This is a genomic window from Phaeobacter sp. CC-HEC084 (assembly GCF_059429255.1).
Genome location: NZ_JCAIJQ010000004.1, coordinates 102,477 through 122,973, shown reverse-complemented (window position 1 = coordinate 122,973; position 20,497 = coordinate 102,477). Strand labels below are relative to the sequence as shown.

General features: G+C 61.0%; 23 protein-coding genes. 19 read left to right on the top strand and 4 right to left on the bottom strand.

Annotation, left to right across the window (positions count from 1 at the left end):
- Positions 1-100 precede the first annotated feature (100 nt).
- From AC5SSZ_RS14520 to recO, 8 genes are read left to right on the top strand one after another with little or no spacing between them, the layout of a single operon-like run.
- Positions 101-871: a pyridoxine 5'-phosphate synthase gene (locus AC5SSZ_RS14520; RefSeq protein ID WP_274868488.1), complete on the top strand. Its 771-nt coding sequence runs from the start codon at positions 101-103 to the stop codon at positions 869-871.
- Positions 868-1,305, top strand: a complete 438-nt coding sequence (locus AC5SSZ_RS14515; protein ID WP_495438489.1) for an ABZJ_00895 family protein — start codon at positions 868-870, stop codon at positions 1,303-1,305. The genes AC5SSZ_RS14520 and AC5SSZ_RS14515 overlap by 4 nt, the downstream gene beginning before the upstream one ends.
- Before the next feature lie 16 nt (positions 1,306-1,321).
- On the top strand, positions 1,322-1,753 hold the full coding sequence (acpS, locus tag AC5SSZ_RS14510) for a holo-ACP synthase (RefSeq protein WP_495438488.1): 432 nt from the start codon (positions 1,322-1,324) through the stop codon (positions 1,751-1,753).
- Positions 1,754-1,812: 59 nt separating this feature from the next.
- The gene (lepB, locus tag AC5SSZ_RS14505) at positions 1,813-2,649 is read left to right on the top strand and encodes a signal peptidase I (RefSeq protein ID WP_065271522.1); all 837 of its coding nucleotides are present in this window, start codon (positions 1,813-1,815) and stop codon (positions 2,647-2,649) included.
- Positions 2,646-3,332 (top strand): ribonuclease III, encoded by a 687-nt coding sequence (gene rnc / locus AC5SSZ_RS14500; protein WP_065271521.1) that lies wholly within the window; start codon positions 2,646-2,648, stop codon positions 3,330-3,332. The genes lepB and rnc overlap by 4 nt, the downstream gene beginning before the upstream one ends.
- Positions 3,329-4,237, top strand: a complete 909-nt coding sequence (era, locus tag AC5SSZ_RS14495; RefSeq protein ID WP_065271520.1) for a GTPase Era — start codon at positions 3,329-3,331, stop codon at positions 4,235-4,237. Before rnc ends, era begins: the two co-directional genes overlap by 4 nt.
- Positions 4,234-4,563 (top strand): DUF1491 family protein, encoded by a 330-nt coding sequence (locus AC5SSZ_RS14490; protein WP_495438485.1) that lies wholly within the window; start codon positions 4,234-4,236, stop codon positions 4,561-4,563. Before era ends, AC5SSZ_RS14490 begins: the two co-directional genes overlap by 4 nt.
- A gap of 3 nt (positions 4,564-4,566) precedes the next feature.
- The gene (gene recO, locus AC5SSZ_RS14485) at positions 4,567-5,292 is read left to right on the top strand and encodes a DNA repair protein RecO (protein WP_274835487.1); all 726 of its coding nucleotides are present in this window, start codon (positions 4,567-4,569) and stop codon (positions 5,290-5,292) included.
- Here the strand turns inward: recO and AC5SSZ_RS14480 are convergent.
- Both AC5SSZ_RS14480 and AC5SSZ_RS14475 read right to left on the bottom strand, forming a co-directional pair.
- Entirely contained in the window at positions 5,276-5,701 is a 426-nt protein-coding gene (locus AC5SSZ_RS14480; RefSeq protein WP_495438483.1) for an META domain-containing protein, read from the bottom strand. The two genes, recO and AC5SSZ_RS14480, sit on opposite strands and share 17 nt — an antisense overlap.
- Positions 5,702-5,977: 276 nt before the next feature.
- Positions 5,978-7,663, bottom strand: a complete 1,686-nt coding sequence (locus tag AC5SSZ_RS14475; RefSeq protein WP_495438481.1) for an acyl-CoA dehydrogenase family protein — start codon at positions 7,661-7,663, stop codon at positions 5,978-5,980.
- Between the two features lie 144 nt (positions 7,664-7,807).
- On the opposite strand from AC5SSZ_RS14475, the gene AC5SSZ_RS14470 reads away from it, so the two are divergent.
- From AC5SSZ_RS14470 to dgt, 3 genes are all read left to right on the top strand, one after another.
- Positions 7,808-8,575, top strand: coding sequence for a sulfite exporter TauE/SafE family protein (locus AC5SSZ_RS14470; protein WP_495438479.1), 768 nt, complete (start codon positions 7,808-7,810; stop codon positions 8,573-8,575).
- A gap of 63 nt (positions 8,576-8,638) precedes the next feature.
- Positions 8,639-9,538 (top strand): cation diffusion facilitator family transporter, encoded by a 900-nt coding sequence (locus AC5SSZ_RS14465; RefSeq protein ID WP_495438477.1) that lies wholly within the window; start codon positions 8,639-8,641, stop codon positions 9,536-9,538.
- A 75-nt stretch (positions 9,539-9,613) separates the two neighbouring features.
- On the top strand, positions 9,614-10,969 hold the full coding sequence (gene dgt, locus AC5SSZ_RS14460; RefSeq protein ID WP_495438835.1) for a dGTP triphosphohydrolase: 1,356 nt from the start codon (positions 9,614-9,616) through the stop codon (positions 10,967-10,969).
- A 75-nt stretch (positions 10,970-11,044) separates the two neighbouring features.
- On the opposite strand, the gene AC5SSZ_RS14455 is transcribed toward dgt, so the two are convergent.
- Positions 11,045-12,643, bottom strand: coding sequence for a phosphoenolpyruvate carboxykinase (locus AC5SSZ_RS14455; RefSeq protein WP_274833362.1), 1,599 nt, complete (start codon positions 12,641-12,643; stop codon positions 11,045-11,047).
- Positions 12,644-12,986: 343 nt separating this feature from the next.
- On the opposite strand from AC5SSZ_RS14455, the gene AC5SSZ_RS14450 reads away from it, so the two are divergent.
- The 7 genes from AC5SSZ_RS14450 to AC5SSZ_RS14420 are packed head-to-tail and all read left to right on the top strand — an operon-like array spanning position 12,987 to position 18,398.
- On the top strand, positions 12,987-13,694 hold the full coding sequence (locus tag AC5SSZ_RS14450) for a response regulator transcription factor (protein WP_065271513.1): 708 nt from the start codon (positions 12,987-12,989) through the stop codon (positions 13,692-13,694).
- A 32-nt stretch (positions 13,695-13,726) separates the two neighbouring features.
- Positions 13,727-15,442, top strand: coding sequence for a sensor histidine kinase (locus AC5SSZ_RS14445; protein WP_065271512.1), 1,716 nt, complete (start codon positions 13,727-13,729; stop codon positions 15,440-15,442).
- A gap of 21 nt (positions 15,443-15,463) precedes the next feature.
- Positions 15,464-15,901, top strand: coding sequence for an HPr kinase/phosphorylase (locus tag AC5SSZ_RS14440; protein WP_495438474.1), 438 nt, complete (start codon positions 15,464-15,466; stop codon positions 15,899-15,901).
- Positions 15,894-16,760 (top strand): RNase adapter RapZ, encoded by an 867-nt coding sequence (rapZ, locus tag AC5SSZ_RS14435; RefSeq protein WP_274835482.1) that lies wholly within the window; start codon positions 15,894-15,896, stop codon positions 16,758-16,760. The genes AC5SSZ_RS14440 and rapZ overlap by 8 nt, the downstream gene beginning before the upstream one ends.
- Positions 16,761-16,781: 21 nt before the next feature.
- Complete coding sequence (locus AC5SSZ_RS14430; protein WP_065271510.1) at positions 16,782-17,180, top strand: PTS sugar transporter subunit IIA; 399 nt, start codon at positions 16,782-16,784, stop codon at positions 17,178-17,180.
- 9 nt (positions 17,181-17,189) lie between these two features.
- On the top strand, positions 17,190-17,459 hold the full coding sequence (locus AC5SSZ_RS14425; protein ID WP_065271509.1) for an HPr family phosphocarrier protein: 270 nt from the start codon (positions 17,190-17,192) through the stop codon (positions 17,457-17,459).
- Between the two features lie 36 nt (positions 17,460-17,495).
- A complete protein-coding gene (locus AC5SSZ_RS14420; protein WP_274835481.1) occupies positions 17,496-18,398 on the top strand; it encodes a lysophospholipid acyltransferase family protein in 903 nt (300 codons plus the stop codon).
- A 101-nt stretch (positions 18,399-18,499) separates the two neighbouring features.
- On the opposite strand, the gene AC5SSZ_RS14415 is transcribed toward AC5SSZ_RS14420, so the two are convergent.
- Positions 18,500-19,375, bottom strand: coding sequence for a 3-hydroxybutyryl-CoA dehydrogenase (locus tag AC5SSZ_RS14415; protein WP_065271508.1), 876 nt, complete (start codon positions 19,373-19,375; stop codon positions 18,500-18,502).
- A 155-nt stretch (positions 19,376-19,530) separates the two neighbouring features.
- Here AC5SSZ_RS14415 and AC5SSZ_RS14410 point away from each other — a divergent pair, with 155 nt between their 5' ends.
- Positions 19,531-20,367 (top strand): DUF6473 family protein, encoded by an 837-nt coding sequence (locus AC5SSZ_RS14410; protein ID WP_495438471.1) that lies wholly within the window; start codon positions 19,531-19,533, stop codon positions 20,365-20,367.
- Positions 20,368-20,497 lie beyond the last annotated feature (130 nt).

Sequence of the window (20,497 nt, the reverse complement as noted above, 5' to 3'; positions counted from 1 at the left end):
ACCGTAGTGGTTTCCCGAAACAGGATGGAAAATCGGGGTTGCCCCCAGAGTTTGCCTGTCTAGTCTCTGGCGCAGGACATTCCTTTCAGGACCGAGGATCATGGCAGAGAACAAGGCACAGAACAGGTTGAGGCTGGGCGTCAACATCGACCACGTGGCCACCGTGCGCAACGCCCGCGGCGGCGACAACCCGGATCCGGTGCGCGCCGCTCTGCTGGCGCAGAACGCAGGCGCCGACGGGATCACTGCACACCTGCGCGAAGACCGCCGCCATATCATCGACAGCGACATCGAAGGCATGATGCAGGTGCTGCAGGCGCCGCTGAATTTTGAAATGGCTGCCACTGAAGAAATGCAGGCCATCGCCCTGCGTCACAAGCCCCATGCGGTTTGCCTGGTGCCGGAGAAGCGCGAAGAGCGCACCACCGAGGGCGGGCTGGACGTGGCCGGGAATGACAATGCGCTGGCAGAATACATCACCCCCCTGCGCGAGGCGGGCAGCCGGGTGTCGATGTTCATCGCTGCCGACAAGGCCCAGGTCGAAGCCAGCCACCGCATCGGCGCGCCGGTGATCGAACTGCACGCAGGTGCCTATGCAGATGCCTGGGCCGAAGGTCGCTGGGACGAGCGTGACGCCGAACTGGCGAAGATCACCGAAATGGCCGCCTATGCGCATGATCTGGGGCTGGAGGTCCATGTCGGACACGGTCTGACCTACGACAGCGTTGGTCCCATCGCCGCCCTTCCGCAGGTCATGGAGCTGAACATCGGTCATTTCCTGATCGGCGAAGCCCTGTTCGTGGGGCTGCCTGCAGCCATCGCGGAAATGCGCCGCCGGATGGATGCCGCGCGCAGCGGGGCAGAGGCATGAACCTCAAACGCTTTACGCTGGTTTATGTGGCTACGGCCATTGGGGTGATCGCGGTTGTCTATGCCGTGCAGGTCCTTTTGGGTCATAACATTGCCAATGGCGGGATGAGCATCATTCCTGCCATCGTTGCGGCGATGGTCGAAGGGCAACGATATGCCAAGGCAGAACGTGCGGTGCCGGACAGCGCCGTCCTGTGGCGGTTTGCAAAGGCTGCGGCGCTGATGATCCTTGGGCTGAGCCTGATCTTCGTGGTGCTTCTCAGCGTCATCATGCCACCGCTGCGTCAGATGATGAGCGATCCGGTTGGCGCAAGTGTCCTGTTTGGGGGAGCGCTGCTGCAGGCGGCGCTGGGGCTTGTGCTCGTGCGGTTCTTTACCGGCATGGGTGCGAAATCCCAGCTGACCGCGATCCGCAAGAAAGAAGGGCGGGACTGACCGCCATGGGTGCTTCATGATCCTTGGCATCGGGGCCGATCTGGCCAACATTGACCGCATCCAGCGCACGCTGGACCGGTTTGGCGACCGGTTCCGCAACCGGGTCTTTACCGAGGTCGAACAGCGCAAATCGGAACGCCGCCTGGATGTGGCAGGCACCTATGCCAAACGCTGGGCCGCGAAGGAGGCCTGTTCCAAGGCGCTCGGCACCGGGCTGCGCATGGGCATCGCCTGGAAAGACATGTCCGTCAGCAACCTGCGCACCGGTCAACCCGTCATGCATGTGACCGGCTGGGCGGCGGAGCGGCTGGCCAAGATGACCCCGCCGGGCCACGAGGCGCATATCCATGTCACCCTGACCGATGATCACCCCTGGGCGCAGGCCATCGTGATGATCGAAGCGCGACCCTTTGCTGACGCAGCGGGGGAATCCGGCGGGGATGCTTGACTTAGACCCAGCCGGGCCGCATGTAGCCCCCGACCCAACCTACAACACCGGAGAGCCTGATGACGGCCAAATCCCATGCCGGACACTCGATCCTTGAGACGATAAAGACCATTGTCTACGCGCTGCTGATTGCCGGCGTGTTCCGGACATTGTTCTTTCAGCCGTTCTGGATCCCTTCGGGGTCGATGAAGGAGACGCTGCTGATTGGTGATTTCCTGTTCGTGAACAAGATGGCCTATGGTTATTCCTATGCTTCCTGCCCCAGCGTGCGGCTGGGCAGCATCGGGATCGACGTCGATGCCAGCGACATCTGCGGCTTTCTGGACGGGGAAAACACTCGCATTCTGGGCAGCGAGCCCGAGCGCGGTGATGTCGTTGTCTTCCGGCATCCTGTGACCGGTACCGATTTCATCAAGCGACTGATCGGTCTGCCCGGCGACCGTATTCAGGTGACCAATGGCGTTCTGCAGATCAATGGCACTGCTGTCGCGCTGCAGGACGCAGGCGATTTCGAGGAGCTGATGGAGCGTCAGGGGCCGATCGGCTCTTACCCGCGCTGCGAGAACGCACCGGTGGGTGAGGGCGCGACCTGTGCCAAATCACGGCAGATCGAAACCTTGCCGGGTGGGGTGGAGCATGTAATCTTGAATATCGCCAATCAGGGCATGGATCACACGGGCGTTTATCAGGTGCCCGAAGGCCATTATTTCTTCATGGGCGACAACCGCGACAATTCCAGCGATAGCCGCCTGCCGCAATCTGCCGGAGGTGTCGGCTTCGTACCGTTTGAAAACCTGATCGGGCGCGCGGATCGCATCATGTTCTCTTCTGCCGGGCGCTCGATGTTGTATTTCTGGACCTGGCGTGGTGATCGTTTCTTCAAGGGGATCGAGTGAAACTGTCTAAAGACATGCGGGCATTTGAGGATCGGATCGGGCACAGCTTTGCCCGGCCCGAACTTTTGCTGCGCGCGCTGACCCATGCTTCGGTGTCTTCGCCGAACCGCAAGGACAACCAGCGGCTGGAATTTCTCGGCGACCGGGTGCTGGGCCTCGTGATGTCCACCGCGCTGTTGGAACATGACAAGACCGCGACCGAAGGCCAGCTGGCGCCGCGCTTTAACGCGCTGGTGCGCAAGGAAGCCTGCGCCGATGTCGCCCGCGAGATCGACCTTGGGTCCGTCTTGAAACTGGGCCGGTCTGAAATGATGTCCGGCGGGCGCCGCAAGGAGGCCCTGCTGGGCGATGCGATGGAGGCGGTAATCGCCGCCGTCTACAAGGACGCCGGGTTCGAAGCAGCGCAGGAGATGATCCTGCGGCTGTGGGGATCGCGTATCGGCAAGGTCGAGGACGACGCCCGCGACCCGAAGACCGCTTTGCAGGAATATGTGCAGGCGCGCCGCCAGAACCCGCCGGCCTATGTGCAGGTTGCCCGCGAAGGCCCGGATCACCAGCCGATCTTTACCATCGCGGTCCGACTGGATGACGGGACTGAGGAACAGGCCAGCGCCGGGTCGAAACGGCAGGCTGAACAGGCCGCTGCCAAGGCGCTTTTGACACGATTGGAGCAAGACACATGACCACACGCGCCGGGTTCATTGCCCTGATCGGAGAGCCGAACGCAGGCAAATCCACCCTTTTGAACCGCATGGTGGGGGCCAAGGTCTCGATCGTGACCCACAAGGTACAGACCACCCGCGCCCGGATCCGGGGCGTGGCGATGGAGGGCGACAGCCAGCTGGTGTTTGTCGACACGCCCGGCCTGTTCAAACCGCGCCGCCGACTGGACCGCGCCATGGTAGCGGCCGCCTGGGGCGGCGCTGCGGATGCGGATGTCGTGGTACTGCTGATCGAGGCCCATCGCGGCGTTACCGAAGGCGTGGAGCGCATCCTTGAAGGGCTGGCCGACATAGGCAAGGGCCGCACTGTGGCGCTGGCGATCAACAAGATCGACAAGGTGCAGGCGGAGGACCTCCTCGCGCTGACCAAGAAGCTGAACGACGCCTATGAATTCTCCGAAACCTTCCTGATTTCCGCCGAACGCGGCCACGGGGTCGAGGATCTACGTCACTGGTTGGCAGAGCAGGTCCCCGAGGGGCCGTGGCTTTACCCTGAGGATCAGATCGCTGATCTGCCCATGCGCATGATCGCGGCAGAGATGACCCGCGAGAAACTGACGCTCCGCTTGCATCAGGAACTGCCCTACCAGTTGACCGTCGAGACCGAGAACTGGGAAGAGCGCAAGGATGGCTCCGCCAAGATCGACCAGATCATTTATGTGGTTCGCGATGGTCACAAGGGCATCGTTCTGGGCAAGCGCGGCGAAACCATCAAGGCCGTCAGCCAGGCCGCCCGCGCCGAGTTGGAAGAGTTCCTGGACCGCAAGGTGCATCTGTTCCTGCAGGTCAAGGTCCGGCCGAACTGGCTCGAAGAATCCGAACGCTATTCGGAGATGGGACTTGATTTCAAAGACGGAAACGCATGAGCCGTCTGACCGCGCGCTTTTGGGTCGATGCCTATCTTGCCCGGCTCCGGTTTTCTGACATTCCGGCCTTTGTGGCCGCGCATGGCGACGACACTGCCGGCGCGGTTCTGGTCAAGCTCAACACGCTGGACGGGCAGGCGCAGGCCTTTCATCGCTCTTACGATCTGATGAGCGGCGACCGCAAATGGGTTCTGCTGGCCGAAGGGCCAGAGACTGATGTGGATGCCTCGGTCCGGCGGCAGGGCGAGTTTGACCCTGACCTCTGGGTGATCGAGGTCGAGGACCGGCAGGGGCGTCACCTGCTGGATGAACCGGGGCTGGAGTAGGCGATGGACTGGCGTGACCACGGCATATTGCTGACCGTGCGCCGCCACGGGGAAAGCGCCGCCATCATCGATGTCTTCACCGAAGGGCACGGGCGCCATGCCGGGGTCGTGCGCGGCGGGGCCGGGCGGCGGATGGCGCCGATCCTGCAGCCGGGGGCGCAGCTGGATCTGACTTGGCGCGCGCGGCTTGAGGAACATTTGGGCAGTTATCAGGCTGAACCCCTGCGCAGCCGCGCGGCGGCGGCCCTGTCCGGACGGCAGGCGCTGGCGGGCCTTAATGCGGTGACAGCGCTTCTGTCCTTTTGTCTGCCGGAACGCGAAGCCTACCCGGCGCTATACGCGCGGACCGAACAACTCTTGGATCTTCTCGATCAAGAAGACCTCTGGCCGCTGGCCTATCTGCATTGGGAGGTGGCGCTGCTGGAGGAGATGGGCTTTGGCCTGGATCTGACGGCCTGCGCCGTCACCGGGGCAGAGGAGGGGCTGGTCTATGTCTCGCCCAAAACCGGGCGCGCGGTGTCGGCGGCGGGGGCAGGGGATTGGGCGGACCGTTTGTTGCCGCTGCCACCGGTGCTTTTGGGGCAGGGGGCGGCAGAGGATCCCGAGATCGCGATTGCCCTGCGCACCACTGGTTATTTCCTCGAAAGCCATCTGGCGCGGGCCTTGGGCAACCGCCCGCTGCCCGAGGCGCGCGGGCGGCTGGTGGATCTGATCAGCCGTCGGCCTTGAACAGCATCTCGCGGCCTGACCCGTTGCGCAGGATCAGCACGTTGCCGGTGACTTCGGCCTCGCCCATGGTTTGCAGCGCCTCAAGGAAGCGGGTCTCTTCCAGCAATTCGGGGCAAACCTTGCGGGTCGATGATAGGCCTGTGGCATCAAACCAGGGGTAGGGTGCGGTGGATTCGGCGCGGTAAGCGTTGCAGGGCGCCTGTCCCGCGATCTTGCCGGGGGCGGGGAATTCCAGCGTCGCGGCGGCGCTGAAGGGCGCGCCATCAATCTGGCTCAGCCGCCATGTCTTGCCCGCTGCACCATAGGCCGACAGGGTTTCGTCCCCGGCGCAGGCAGTTAGGGCAACCAGCAGGACCGGTACCAGACGGGCGGGCCATGAAATCATTTTTGTGAAATGGGAAACGGGCATAGGGCAGCCTTCTTCGTATTCAATCAGAGCAGCAATCCGCGGTCAATTTTTGCGGGTCTTCAACCGACGGGGGGCTAGGTTCGTCGCGTGGTAGGACAGATTGCCGTGGGACACCAGCGCCGACCGGTAACCAAGTGGGTCACTTCATGGGGGCCATGCGGCGGTGATCCAGAGGAACACCGTCTGCCGGGAGCCGTTACCTCAATAAAAAAGAGGCCCGGCACAAGGCCGGGCCAGTCGGGGATGTCCCCGGGGAGTGATAGGTGTGAAGGGGGGTCAGGCCAGCAGTCGGCGGGCGATGACCTGCGCCTGAATTTCGGCGGCCCCTTCGAAGATGTTCAGGATCCGGGCGTCACACAGCACGCGGGAGATCTTGTACTCCAGCGCGAAGCCGTTGCCGCCGTGGATCTGCAGACCGTTGTCCGCTGCCGCCCAGGCGACACGGGCGCCCAGCAGTTTGGCCATGCCGGCCTCAAGGTCGCAGCGGTGGCCGTTGTCCTTTTCCCAGGCCGAGAAATAGGTCAGCTGGCGGGCAACCATGATCTCCACCGCCATCATTGCCAGTTTCGACGACACGCGTGGGAAGTTGATCAGGGATTTGCCGAACTGCTTGCGGTCCTGTGCATATTGCATCGCGATATCCAGCGCCGATTGTGCCACGCCGATGGCGCGGGCTGCGGTCTGGATGCGGGCGCTTTCAAAGGTCTCCATCAGCTGTTTGAAGCCTTTGCCCTCTTCGCCGCCCAGAAGGTTCTCGCCCTTGACCTTGAAGCCGTCAAAGCCAAGTTCGTATTCCTTCATGCCGCGATAGCCCAGAACCTCGATCTCGCCGCCGGTCATGCCTTCGGTCGGGAAGGGGTTCTCATCAGTGCCGGGCGTTTTTTCCGCCAGGAACATCGACAGGCCGCGGTGATCGGTGGTGTCGGGGTTGGTGCGTGCCAGCAGGGTCATCACATGGGTCCGGGCCGCATGGGTGATCCAGGTCTTGTTGCCGGTAACCTCGTAATCGCCATCGGCGTTCTTCACCGCTCGGGTGCGCAGCGAGCCAAGGTCCGACCCGGTGTTCGGCTCGGTAAAGACGGCCGTGGGCAGGATTTCGGCGCTGGCGATCTTGGGCAGCCAGTTCGCTTTCTGCTCATCCGTGCCGCCGGCGATGATCAGCTCGGCCGCGATTTCAGAGCGGGTGCCAAGGCTGCCGACGCCGATATAACCGCGCGACAGTTCTTCGGAGACCACGCACATCGACGCCTTGGACAGTCCGAAGCCACCAAATTCCTCAGGGATGGTCAGGCCAAAGACGCCCATCTCGGCCAACTCGTTGATAATCTCGATCGGGATCAGCTCATCCTTGAGGTGCCATTCGTGAGCAAAGGGCTCGACCTTTTCCAGCGCGTAGCGACGGAACTGGTCGCGGATCATCTCCAGTTCTTCATCAAGGCCCGAGGCGCCGAACATGACAGACCCAGCCTGCTCCTGCATCAGTTCGACCAGACGGGTGCGGGCGGCAGCGGAGTTGCCAGCCTGGCACAGGGTGGTGATTTCTGCGCTGTCCAGCAGGCTTTGGGCCGAGGCGTCCAGTCCCAGATCGTTCAGGCGGATGATCTCACCCTGGTTCATCTGGATGCCGCCGCGCATCTGCGCCAGGTATTCGCCAAAGGCGATCTGGTGGATCAGCTGCTCCATTTCGTTGAACTTGCCCTCGGATTGCATCCGGCCCGCCCAGTTCTGCATCTGGCGCAGGCTGTAGACATAGGTGGCAAGCCAGGACAGCCCGTGGGCGGCGGTCTGGTGCTGCTCTACCAGTGCGCCGGAAACGCGGCCATCGGCTGTGACCAGATCGCGGACCGCGCTGCGGGCGGCCTCCAGCAGCTGGTCAAGCGGGCCAAGCGTCGCTGCGGTCAGCGAGAGCAGGTCGGGGAGTACAGTCGGCTTCATTTGCAAGTCCTGTCCGTCGTGGGCCATGAGTCACATCCTTCTTCGGTCGCTTGGTGGTAAACATTTCGCATGTGCAGCGCAATAAAAATACGCCGCGATGCGGCATATCGACCAAAAATTTCGTCTTTATTTTGCTGGTGCAGCGGTTTGGAGCTATCGCTATGAAGAGGCATGACAAGTCTTTTTTCCGCTTTCACACCGTCTGAACTGGCGGCGGCCTTTGCCGTTGCGTTGGTGGCCGGCACGGTCAAGGGAATGGTCGGTTTTGCTATGCCGATGATTCTCGTCTCCGGGCTCAGCATGTTCATGCCGCCGGAAATCGCGCTGGCGGGGCTGATCCTGCCGACGGTTGTGACCAACGGAATGCAGGCCTTTCGGCACGGCTTTGCCGCAGCGGTTCAGTCCTTGAAACGCTTCCGGCTGTTCCTTCTGGTGGGGCTGGTGTTTCTTCTGACCAGTGCCCAGCTGGTGCGGGTTCTGCCGCAGCAGGTGATGCTGCTGATTATCGGCGTGCCGGTATCGCTGTTCGCCCTGACACAGCTGATGGGCAAGCAGCTGACACTCGCCAGGCCCACGCCCCGGTCCGAAGTGCTGGTGGGCGGCTTTGCCGGGCTGATCGGCGGCATGTCGGGCATCTGGGGGCCGCCGACGGTGGCCTATCTGACCGCCCTTGGCACGGAAAAGAACGAGCAAATCCGTGTGCAGGGTGTGATCTACGGCATGGGGGCGGTCGCCCTGTTGGCGGGGCACATCGGCTCGGGTGTCATGCGGGCTGAAACCGCGCCGTTTTCGGTGGCACTGATCCTGCCTGCGATGATGGGCATGTGGATCGGCGGACGTCTGCATGATCGTATCGATCAGGTTGCCTTCCGCCGTCTGACGCTGTTCGTCCTGCTGGTTGCGGGGTTGAATTTGCTCCGCCGCGCGCTGATGCTGTGATCAGTATCCGTTGATTAGACAGATCCGGGCCTGAAGACTACAAGCAGGGGCAGGAAGACCGACATGGGCAACCGTCTGAATGCAAGCCAGCTTGCGCTTGGATCAATCGCGATCTCCTTGATTGTTCTGGCGCTCAAGCTTGTCGCCTGGTGGGTCACCGGGTCCATTGCGCTATTTTCCGATGCTCTTGAGTCCCTGGTGAATGTGGGCGGTGCATTCCTGGCGTGGCTTGCGGTGCGCTATGCAAGCCGTCCTGCGGATGCGGGCCACCCGTTCGGGCACCACAAGGCGGAATATTTTTCGGCCGTTGCCGAAGGCATCATGATCATCATCGCTGCCTTCCTGATCCTTGAGCAGTCGATCTATGCATTAATGCGGCCTATCGCGCCCGCTGATTGGGGAATGGCAGGTCTTTGGATCAACGCTGTCGCGATGGTGGTCAACCTGCTCTGGGCGCGCCTGCTGATCGGGCGGGGTGGGGCGTTGCGGTCTCCGGCTCTGGTGGCAGGCGGGCGTCACCTGATGAGTGATGTCTGGACGTCGGTTGGGGTTTTGTTCGGCCTTGGTCTGGCACTGTGGACAGGGTGGAGCTGGCTGGATCCGGCGCTGGCGCTGATCGTGGCGGTCAATATCCTGCGCGAGGGCTATGGAGTGGTGGCCTCCTCGGTCAACGGCTTGATGGATTCGGCTGCTCCGCCGGACGAGCGGGAGGAGATCGAGGAAATCATCCACCGCTCTGCAGAAGGTGCCCTGCAGGTGCACGGGCTAAAGACGCGCCGGGCGGGCACAGCTTTGTTCGTGGAATTTCATATGGTGGTTGCGGGCATGATGACGGTGCGTGCGGCCCATGACATCTGCGACCGGGTAGAGGACGCGATCCGGGCCGAGTTGCCAGAGGCAAAGGTGAACATCCACGTGGAGCCCGAGCACAAGCTGGAGAAGACGGGTATCTCTCCGCGCTGAGGTGATTGCATTTCCGCACCAGTTTCCGTTTAACCCATGCCAAAGAGGCACAGGGCAGGAGCGCAGCACATGGCGATGGAATGGGACAGGTTGTTGAACCCGGGGCGTTTGTGCCGACCCGATTTTGAGGAAAAGCCGGGCCGCCCCGCCTATTTGCAGGATTACGACCGTATCCTGTTTTCCGAACCGTTTCGCCGTCTTGCGCAAAAGACGCAGGTGCATCCGCTGCATTCCCATGACCACGTGCATCACCGGATGATCCACAGCATGGAAACCTCCAGCGTGGGGCGCTCCCTTGGCATTCAGGTGGGGCAGAAACTGGTTGAACGCGGCAGTCTGGCCGAAGGGCAGCAGCATGTGATGGCAGGCGTGGTGCAGGCGGCCTGTTTGGTGCATGACATCGGCAACCCGCCCTTTGGTCATTCCGGCGAGGACAGCATCGGCGAGTGGTTCGCGCGCCAGTTCGCCAGCGGCACCGGCCTTGCTGCCGGAGTGCCCGCCGAAGTGCGGCCCGAGTTCGAAGCATTCGAGGGTAACGCGCAGGGCTTTCGTATCGTTGCCCGGCTGGAGATGGGCCAGCGCGAAGGCGGCATGCGCCTGTCCTATGCGACCCTTGGGGCCTTTTCCAAATACCCTTGCACGGCAGAGGCCAAGGCGCTGTCCTCGGGGAACTACGTGGGCCTGAAGAAATTCGGCGTCTTCCAATCTGAACGCGATCTATTCGCCGAGGCTGCAACGGCGCTGGGCCTGCCCTCGGACGGCACGGGAGCGGCGCAGGTCTGGCGGCGCCATCCGCTTGCCTTCCTCGTCGAGGCGGCGGATGACATCTGCTACCGCATTCTGGATATCGAGGATGCCGCCACGGTGGGCGATCTGGACAGCGATCTGGTGGCGGGCATTCTGGAAGATATCACCGGCAAGGCGAACCATCCCGAAGATGCCGCTATGCCCCTGCGGGACCGTGTCGGAATGCTACGGGCCATGGCTATCGGGGCCGCCATCGAAAGCGCGGTCGAGGCCTTCATGGCCAACTATGATGCCATCATGATGGGGGAGTTCAGCGACGGGCTGATGGAGGTGTCCACCAAGGCGGACGCCTTTGCCAAGCTGAAAGAAATTTCGAACGCCCGCATCTTTACCGCGCGGCGCAAGACCGAGCTCGAGATTTCCGGCCGTCAGGTGCTGCATGGGCTTCTGGATCACTTCAGCGGGCTCTATGAGGATTTGAAGGCCTGCGGCTGGAACGTCGAGGCGCTGAAGGCGCGGCATGGCTATTGGGCGAAACTGATCCGGGCCGTCGATCTGGACCTGCGCGGGGTAACGGATGAGTATACCGCGCTGCATTCGCTCGGCGATTTCGTCTCGGGCATGACGGATCGTTATGCGGTGAAGGTCCGCGACATGGTCGAAGGACGCATTTCGCAGGGCTGATCTAGGCTCCGGACCTCTAGTGATACAAAAAACCCGGCCAATGGCCGGGTTTTTCGTTTGATCTGACGAAATAGTTTAGCCGATTGCGGCGGCTTTCACATCTTCGTCGATGTAGGGCAGATACTGTTCGAAGTTGTCTGCGAACATCTGAACCAGTTTGGCGGCCTGCTTGTCGTAGGCGTCCTGATCGTCCCAAGTGCGGCGCGGGTCCAGCAGAACTTCGGCAACGCCGGGCACGGCGACCGGCACGTCAAAGCCAAAGTTGCTGTCCTTGCGGAACTCGACTTCTGCCAGCGAGCCGTCCAGCGCGGCAGTCAGCAGGCCGCGGGTCGCCTTGATCGGCATCCGCGAACCGATGCCATAGGCACCACCGGTCCAGCCAGTGTTCACCAGCCAGCAGGTTGCGCCATGCTGGGCGATCTTGTCACGCAGCAGGTTGCCGTAGACCTCGGGGCGGCGCGGCATGAAGGGCGCGCCAAAGCAGGTGGAGAAGGTCGGCTCCGGCTCGGTCACGCCGCGCTCGGTGCCGGCCACCTTGGAGGTGAAGCCCGAAAGGAAGTGATACATCGCCTGCGCCGGGGTCAGACGTGCAATCGGAGGCAGCACACCGAAGGCATCGCAGGTCAGCATGATGATGTTCTTGGGGTGACCACCGCGGGCGGTGCTGGATGCGTTGGAGATGTACTCCAGCGGATAGGCGCAGCGCATGTTGGCGGTCAGGCTGTCATCGTCGAAGTCGAGCTCAAAGGTCTCGGGATCGAAGACCATGTTTTCGATCACGGTGCCGAATTTCTCGGTGGTGGCGTAGATTTCCGGCTCTGCCTCGGGGTTCAGGTTGATGGTCTTGGCATAGCAGCCGCCCTCAAAATTGAAGGTTCCGTTGTCGGCCCAGCCATGTTCGTCATCACCGATCAGCACACGGTCCGGGTCGGCGGACAGGGTGGTCTTGCCGGTGCCGGACAGGCCAAAGAACACGGCCGCATCCACCGGGTTACCCTTGGCGTGGTTGGCCGAGCAGTGCATCGGCATGATGCCTTTTTCGGGCAGCAGGTAGTTCAGCAGGGTGAAGACCGATTTCTTGTTCTCGCCCGCGTATTCGGTGCCGCCGATCAGGATCAGCTTCTTGTCGAAGTTCAGCGCGATCACGGTTTCGCTGCGGCAGTTGTGCTTGGCCGGGTCAGCCTGGAAGCTGGGGCAGTTGATGATGGTGAAATCTGCCATGAACTCGTCCAGATCCTCGCGGTCGGGACGGCGCAGCAGGTGGCGGATGAACAGGCTGTGCCAGGCAAGTTCGGTCACCATGCGCACGTTGATCGCGTGGGCGGGGTCCGCACCGCCAACCAGATCCTGCACGAAGTAGTCGCGACCCTTCATGTGCTCCAGCATGTCGGCATAAAGCGCGTCAAAGCCTTCGGGGCTCATCTCGGCGTTGTTTTCCCACCAGATGGTGTCTGCAACCGCTTCGGTCTTGACCACGTGCTTGTCCTTGGGGGAGCGACCGGTGAATTTGCCGGTGGTCACGAGAAAGGCGCCGCCGTTGCCCAGTGTGCCTTCATCCCGTTTCAGCGCCGCTTCGATCAGCGCGGGCTCCATCAGGTTGTAATGGACATTGCCCAGACCCTCGATACCTTGATCTTCGAGGCGGAATTGTGGGTTCACCCGTCCTGATGCCATGTGTTCTTTCTCCTGTGGCGGCTGCTTGAAGCCGCATACATCTAAAGCCGCGCCGTGGGGCAATTCACCGGTAGCGACACCGGTGAGCCGGGTCTTAACATGACGTTTTACACGGTGAACAGGACGCTTTGGCGCAGTTAGCGCCATCAAGTGAACGTTTAGCGCAACCATTTTTTTTGTCGCCAAAAGGAAGCGCTTTCTTCAGTGAGTGCTAAGACATTTTTGCCTTAATTGCGGCCCAAAGGTGCCGTGATTCGCCAATGGGGATTGATTCGCAGCCTGAGAAGGGCGATTAAGGAATGTAAAAAGCGAAAAGCTGAGCAGTGATTTAGGGGCGCATTCAATGTCAAAGATTGCTTTGGTGGACGACGACAGAAACATCCTGACTTCGGTGGCTATGACGCTGGAGGCAGAAGGGTTCGAGGTCGAAACCTACAACGACGGTCAGGCCGCCCTGGATGCTTTTAACAAGAAGCTTCCGGATATGGCCGTGCTGGACATCAAGATGCCGCGCATGGACGGCATGGATCTGCTGCAGCGTCTGCGGCAGAAATCGCAGATGCCGGTGATCTTCCTCACCTCCAAGGACGATGAGATCGACGAGGTTCTCGGTCTGCGCATGGGGGCGGATGACTACGTCAAGAAACCGTTTTCGCAACGCCTGCTGGTCGAACGCATCCGTGCCCTGCTGCGGCGCCAGGAAGCAATCAACGGCGACGCGGTAGAAGGCGCTGCGGTTACAGAGACCAAGGTCATGGAGCGCGGCAACCTACGTATGGACCCGCTGCGTCATGCGGTCAGCTGGAAGGGCAAGGATGTCTCGCTCACCGTGACCGAGTTCCTCCTGCTGCAGGCGCTGGCCCAGCGGCCCGGTTTCGTCAAAAGCCGCGATCAGCTGATGGATGTGGCCTATGACGATCAGGTCTATGTGGATGACCGCACCATCGATAGCCACATCAAACGCCTGCGCAAAAAGATGCGCAGCGCGGATTCCGACTTTGCGGCGATCGAGACGCTGTATGGGATCGGTTACCGCTACAACGAAGAGTAAGAGTCAGATCCGGTTTGGGGAGGCAGGGGGATATGCGCGATACCGGCAGCACACCGCCACCATCCGGTGAGGATGTGGTTCTGGGCGACGATTGGGTCGCTCCAGAGCAAACCGTGACGGAAGAGATGCAGGTGCGCCGGGCCAGCCGCGGGGTATTTTCGCTCAAAGGCTCGCCTTTGACACGGAAAATCATCACCTTCAACCTGATCGCACTGATCATCCTTGTCGCTGGGATTCTCTACCTTAACTCCTCGCGGCAGAGCCTGGTTCGCCAAAAGGCGGGCGCGCTAGTGTCCGAAGCAACCCTGATCGCAAATGTGTTCGAAGCTGAATTGCCTGCGGTGGGCGGCGTCAGCTTTGCCACCGGTGACGGCATCGATGCCGAGGGCACCCTGTCCGGCATCAGCCTGCGGGGCGGGGTCGAAGCCATGGTATTCGATGCCAGTGGCACCCTGATCGCCAGCGTCACAGGCGTTGCTCGCTCGGATGCGCTGAATGCTTTGAATGAAAATCAAAAGGGTAAAACTCTGATCTCCGACGGGCTGTCGGCGCTGTGGTCGGCGGCGGGCAGTGTGTTCAAATCCGGGGAAAACACCGCCGATGCGGGGCTTACGCTCGAGGCGCAATTGGGCCGGTTGGCGGAGCACACCCTTGGCGCCGGAGCAACAGTTGATACTGCCGTAGATACCAGGGGGGGTACGGTCTTCTCGGCGGCAGCCCCGATTCTTCACAACGGACAGGTCATCGGAGTGGTGGCCCTGGCCTCTCCCATCGGGGAAATCGACGCGCTGGTGCGTGGTGAGCGCGAGCGCGTGTTGCAGATGTTCGTCGTGGCGCTGCTGGTTTCCGTCGGTCTCAGCCTGGTTCTGGCTTCGACCATAGCCAATCCTCTTGCCGATCTGGCAGAGGCTGCGGAAAGCGGGCGCGACCGTGATGCCCGAAAAAGTCACCCCGGCCGGGTACGTATCCCGGACCTGTCTGCACGGCCTGACGAGATTGGTCGTCTCAGCCGGGCGCTGCGCGGAATGGTAAAAGCGCTCTACAGTCGCATCGATAGTAACGAACAATTTGCAGCTGATGTGGCACACGAGATCAAGAATCCCTTGGCGAGTCTGCAATCTGCAGTCGGGACCTTGCGGATGGTAAAGCGCGAAGACCAACGGGAGAAGCTTATGGAAGTGATCGAACACGACGTGCGCCGCCTTGACCGGCTGGTGAGCGATATCTCGAATGCTTCCCGACTGGATGCCGAACTGGTCAAGGAAGAAGAAGAAGAATTCGACCTCCTGACCATGCTGGGCAATCTCAACCAGTTCCTTGGCGAAGATGCCCGCTCCAAAGGGATCGACTATATCGCCGACTTGCCGCCGCAACCGATAATGCTTCAGGGACTTGAGGCACGTCTGGCGCAGGTGTTCGTCAACCTGATCACCAATGCGATTTCCTTTTGCGAGGACGGCGATGCGATCCGTGTCTGGGCGCGACGCCGGGCCAATCGGGTGCTGATTGTGGTCGAGGACACCGGCCCGGGCATTCCCGAACAGGCGCTATCGAACATTTTCAAACGCTTCTACTCACAGCGCCCGGAAGAGCATTTTGGCAATAACTCCGGCCTTGGACTGGCGATTTCAAAGCAGATCGTCGAAGCTCATGGTGGTGTGATCTGGGCCGAGAATATCCGCCCGACCGAAGCCGACATCACCTCTGAACCGCTGGGTGCAAGGTTTGTGGTCGGCCTGCCGGTGTGATCCTCTTGTGATGGTCCTGTGATGGTGCAGGACCTCAGCCACTGTATACATGCCTCCTGTGTAGCGCTTGACGGGCGGGGCCTCCTGATCCGGGGGGCTTCCGGCAGTGGGAAATCGGCGCTGTCCCTGCAACTGATGGCCTATGGAGCGCAGCTGGTCGCGGACGACCGGGTTTTGCTCACGCTCAATGATGGATCCGTCGTGGCGCGGCCGCCCAAGGCAACGGCAGGCCTGATCGAAGCGCGCGGTCTGGGCATCCTGCACGCGGAAAACACCGCTCAGGCGGCTGTCTGTGCCATTGTGGACTTGGACCGGCTTGCAGGCGGGCGGCTTCCGGCCCAGTCTGTCGAAACGATGCTGGGGCTGGATCTTCCCGTGATACACCGCGTGGAGGCAACGCATTTCGCTCCGGCCCTGTTGCAGTATCTGAAATGTGGAGCCCTGAACCCTGATGCCTGACGTCGATCCCGATGCACAGCCGATCGTTCTGGTCACCGGTCCGTCCGGCGCCGGGCGCACCACGGCGATCAATGTGCTGGAGGATCTGGGGTTCGAGGCGATTGACAACTTGCCGCTGCGGCTGCTGCCGATCCTGATCGAGGCGGCAGGGGTGAGCGCGCCAATGGCGCTGGGGCTGGACAGCCGCAATCGGGATTTTGCGCCGGGTGCCCTTCTCGACATGATTGAAATGCTGGCGGCGCGGCAGGACGCCGAACTGACGGTTCTCTATCTGGATGCCCGCCCCGGCGTCCTGCTGCGGCGTTATTCGGAAACACGGCGCAGGCACCCACTGGCCCCGGCAGAAACGCCCGAGGTTGGCGTGGCGCGGGAGCAGGACCTGATGGCGCCAATTCGCGAACGCGCGGATATGCTGCTCGACACCTCCGAAATGAATGTGCACCAGCTGAAGGCCGAGATTGAACATTGGTTCGCGCCGGATGGGCGGTCGCTGGCCCTGTCCGTACAAAGTTTTTCCTACAAACGCGGTGTGCCGCGCAGCGTCGATCTGGTCTTTGATTGCCGGTTCCTGGCAAACCCCTATTGGGAAGAGGCACTGCGGTCGCTGAATGGCCGCGACGCTGCGGTTCAGGACTATGTGAAACAGGACCCGCTGTACGACGGGTTCATGGCGCGGGTGGTGGATATGGTCCGTTTTTTGTTACCCGCCTTTCGCAGCGAAGGGAAATCGCATCTCTCCATCGCCTTTGGCTGTACCGGTGGGCAACATCGTTCGGTGACCCTGGCAGAAACCCTGGCTAAGACCCTTGCGGAAGACGGGCAGCAGGTGTCAATTAGACATCGCGAGCTGCAGCGCTAACAGCGGAACGGAGAGGCCGGGTTGATCGGGATTGTTATTGTCGCGCATGGGGGGCTGGCCAGAGAGTATCTGGCCGCCGTTGAGCATGTGGTTGGCGAGCAGCCGAACCTGCGTGCGATTACCATTGCACCTGACGATGACCGTGACGACAAACAGCGCGAAATTTGTATTGCCGCCGACGATGTGGACACCGGCGATGGCGTTGTGATCGTTACAGACCTGTTTGGTGGCTCTCCGTCCAATCTCAGCCTACGGGCCTGTGCGCCCACGGATCGGCGCATCCTTTACGGTGCCAATCTTCCGATGCTGATCAAGCTGGCAAAATCCCGCCATTTGCCTGTTGCCGATGCCGTGCGCCAGGCGATGGAGGCGGGGCGCAAGTATATCAACTCGCAGAACATTAACCCCGCAGGGGAGTAAGACACTTCAATGGCAGTTAAAACGCTGAAGATCATAAATGAAAAAGGCCTGCATGCGCGTGCCTCCGCAAAGCTGGTCGAAGTGGTCGAAGGCTTTGATGCCACGGCTGAGGTTTCAAAGGACGGTCTGTCAGCTTCCGGCGACAGTATCATGGGGCTTTTGATGTTGGCAGCCTCGAAAGGAACGACTATTGACGTCGATACTTCGGGGCCGGACGCAGAGGCTCTGGCAGAGGCTTTGGAGGCTCTTGTCGCCGACAAATTCGGCGAAGGATACTGAAGGGCACAAGCACCTGTGGAAGACGGGAAGGGCAAAGTGGCGGATACGGCGCATGACCATGACGGCGGCCTGAAGGCAGAGTCGGAGACGGGCGAGGTCTATGACCGGCGCACCCTGACCTATGCCAATTCCTTTGACGACCGCTGGACCTCGCTTGCCATCCGCGCCATCGAATGGTTCACCGGCAAGCTGACCATTCTGCGCATGGTCAAGAAGTTCGAAAAGCAGAACGCCCAGTACCGCGGCCAGAAATTCTGGCGCGGCGCGTTGAACGTGATGGGGATCGATCTGCTTACGCCCGAAGAGCAGATCCGCAACATTCCCGCCGAAGGTCCGGTTGTGATCGTGGCGAACCACCCGCACGGAATGGTCGATGGCATGATCTTTGCTGACCTGATTGGTCGCATCCGGCTTGATTACCGAATTCTGACGCGCTCGGTCCTGACGGGGCTTGATGAGGCGGCGACCTCCTTCATGATCCCGGTGCCGTTCCCCCATGACCCTGAAGCGCAGCGCAAGATGGTGGAAATGCGAGCCAAGACCATGGCCCATCTGAAGGAAGGCGGCGTTGTGGCGCTGTTCCCCTCGGGGGTGGTGATGTCGTCGGACAGCTGGTTTGGCCCTGCTATCGAGCAGGAGTGGAACGTGTTCACCGCGCAGCTGATCCGCCGTTCTGGCGCGCGTGTGGTTCCGATCTTCTTCCCGGGGTCGAATTCGCGCTGGTATCAGATTGCCTGCCGGATCTCTCCGATCCTGCGTCAGGGGCTGCTGCTGCATGAAATCGTGCGCTCCTGCAACAAGCCGCAGGCGCCAGTGGTCGGAGAGCCGCTGACGGATGCGCAGATGGAGCGGTTGCACAGCGATCCGCGCGGCTTCATGGCTTGGCTGCGAGAGCATACCCTGTCGCTGGGCAGTAAAACTCCGGCTGACGACAAGTAATCCGCTTTCTAAATTGATGGACGCGCTGCAGCTTTTTGATCGCTGCGGGTCAGGCCCCTGGATAGAGGGCCGTCGCCGCAGCAGTCAGGAAAGCCCGGGGATCAGCGCGTCGGAACCGGCGTTTCCCCGCGATAGTCATAGAACCCGCGCTGTGTCTTGCGGCCCAACCAGCCAGCCTCGACATATTTGGTTAGCAGTGGGCAGGGGCGGTATTTGGTGTCGGCCAGCCCGTCGTGCAGCACGTTCATGATGGCAAGACAGGTGTCCAGGCCGATGAAGTCTGCCAGTTCCAGCGGCCCCATCGGATGGTTGGCGCCCAGCTTCATCGATTCGTCGATGGATTTCACCGAACCAACCCCTTCATAGAGGGTGTAGACGGCTTCGTTGATCATCGGCATCAGGATCCGGTTGACGATGAAGGCGGGGAAATCTTCGGCGCTGGCGGCGGTCTTGCCCAGACGCTCCACCACGGTCTGACATGCCGTGAAGGTCTCCTCGTCGGTGGCGATACCGCGGATCAATTCGACCAGCTGCATCACTGGCACCGGGTTCATGAAGTGGAAGCCCATGAAACGTTCGGGGCGGTCGGTGCGACTCGCCAGACGGGTGATCGAGATAGACGAGGTGTTAGAGGTGAGAATCGTATGCGGCTGCAGATGCGGTTGCAGATCTTCAAAGATCGCCTGCTTGATGGTTTCACGCTCGGTTGCCGCTTCGATGACCAGATCGGTGGCCCCGATATCGGGCAGAGCCAGCGTCGGAGTGATGCGCGCAAGGGCCGCATTCATGTCCTCTTCGCTGATCTTGCCGCGACTGGCCTGCCGGGCCAGGTTCTTCTGGATCGCACTCATAGCGCCATCCAATGCGGTCTGATTTACATCATTGATAACAACGTCATAACCCGCAACTGCCATGACATGGGCAATGCCGTTGCCCATCTGTCCCGCTCCGATTACGCCGATTTTTTTGACTTCCATGCCGATGGCTCCCTGGCTGCCTGCCGGGTGATCTTATCGGTCGTTTCGGGGGGGGCACAAGGCTGGCGAAGGGGTATTTTAACCAAATTTGAGCTTTAGGAAATTTGCAAGTTTTCAGGCTCAAAGTGAGTATCGGGTGAAAAATTGGTGGGACTATGAGTTACGAACTCCAAAGCGTTTCGACGCTTTCGGGTGGAACATGTTGCTATGCAGGCTCAAGGCTGCAGGTACGTGGACCCGAACGCGACTTGAATGAACCTTATATCGCATTTCTGGGCGGAACAGAGGTGTTTGGTCGCTTTGTGGCTGAGCCGTTTCCCGCCGTCGCCGAATCCCTGCTGGATGTGCCATGCATCAACCTCGGTGGTGTGAACGCGGGGCTGGACAGTTTCATGAGCGATGACAGCCTTATGAGGGTGGCTAAGGAATCAGATATCGCTGTCTTCCAGCTTCTGGGCGCCCAGAACCTGTCGAATAAATATTACCGGGTGCATCCGCGCCGGAATGACCGGTTCCTGCAAGCCCGCCCTGAACTGAAGGCCCTTTTTCCGGAAGTGGATTTCACCGAGTTTCATTTCAACAAGCATCTCCTGACCGAGCTCAAAAACGTCTCTGAGGAGCGGTTTGAAACCCTCTGCCTGCATCTGCAATCTGTGTGGGTCAGTCGCATGGGTGATCTCATCACTGCGATGGAGGGACGGTTGGTGCTGCTGTGGCTGCGCTATAATCTGGGTGGTGTGGGAATGTTCGGACGTGAACCGGTCCTAGTCGATCAGGCGATGGTCGATTCTCTGAGGCCCTTGGTCAAAGGGGTGGTAGAGCTCCCCGTTGCCACCGCAGGGTTGGCAAATGACGTCATGGGCATGGACATGGGGCCGCTCGACCTGCCGACGGCACGCCATATGCTGGGGCCGAAGGAACACAACCGGATTGGATGCGCCACGGCTGAGAAGCTGCAGGGTATCCTGGGGCAGCGCAAAGCAGCGGGCTGACCCGCATGTGATAGCTGCCGGTCAGTAGGGTGGCCGACCTGCTGCCTGGTTTTCGAAGTATACAGAACGCAAAAGGCCCGCATCGGATGCGGGCCTTTTTCGATGACATGTGGCTCTGTGTGGCCCGGCG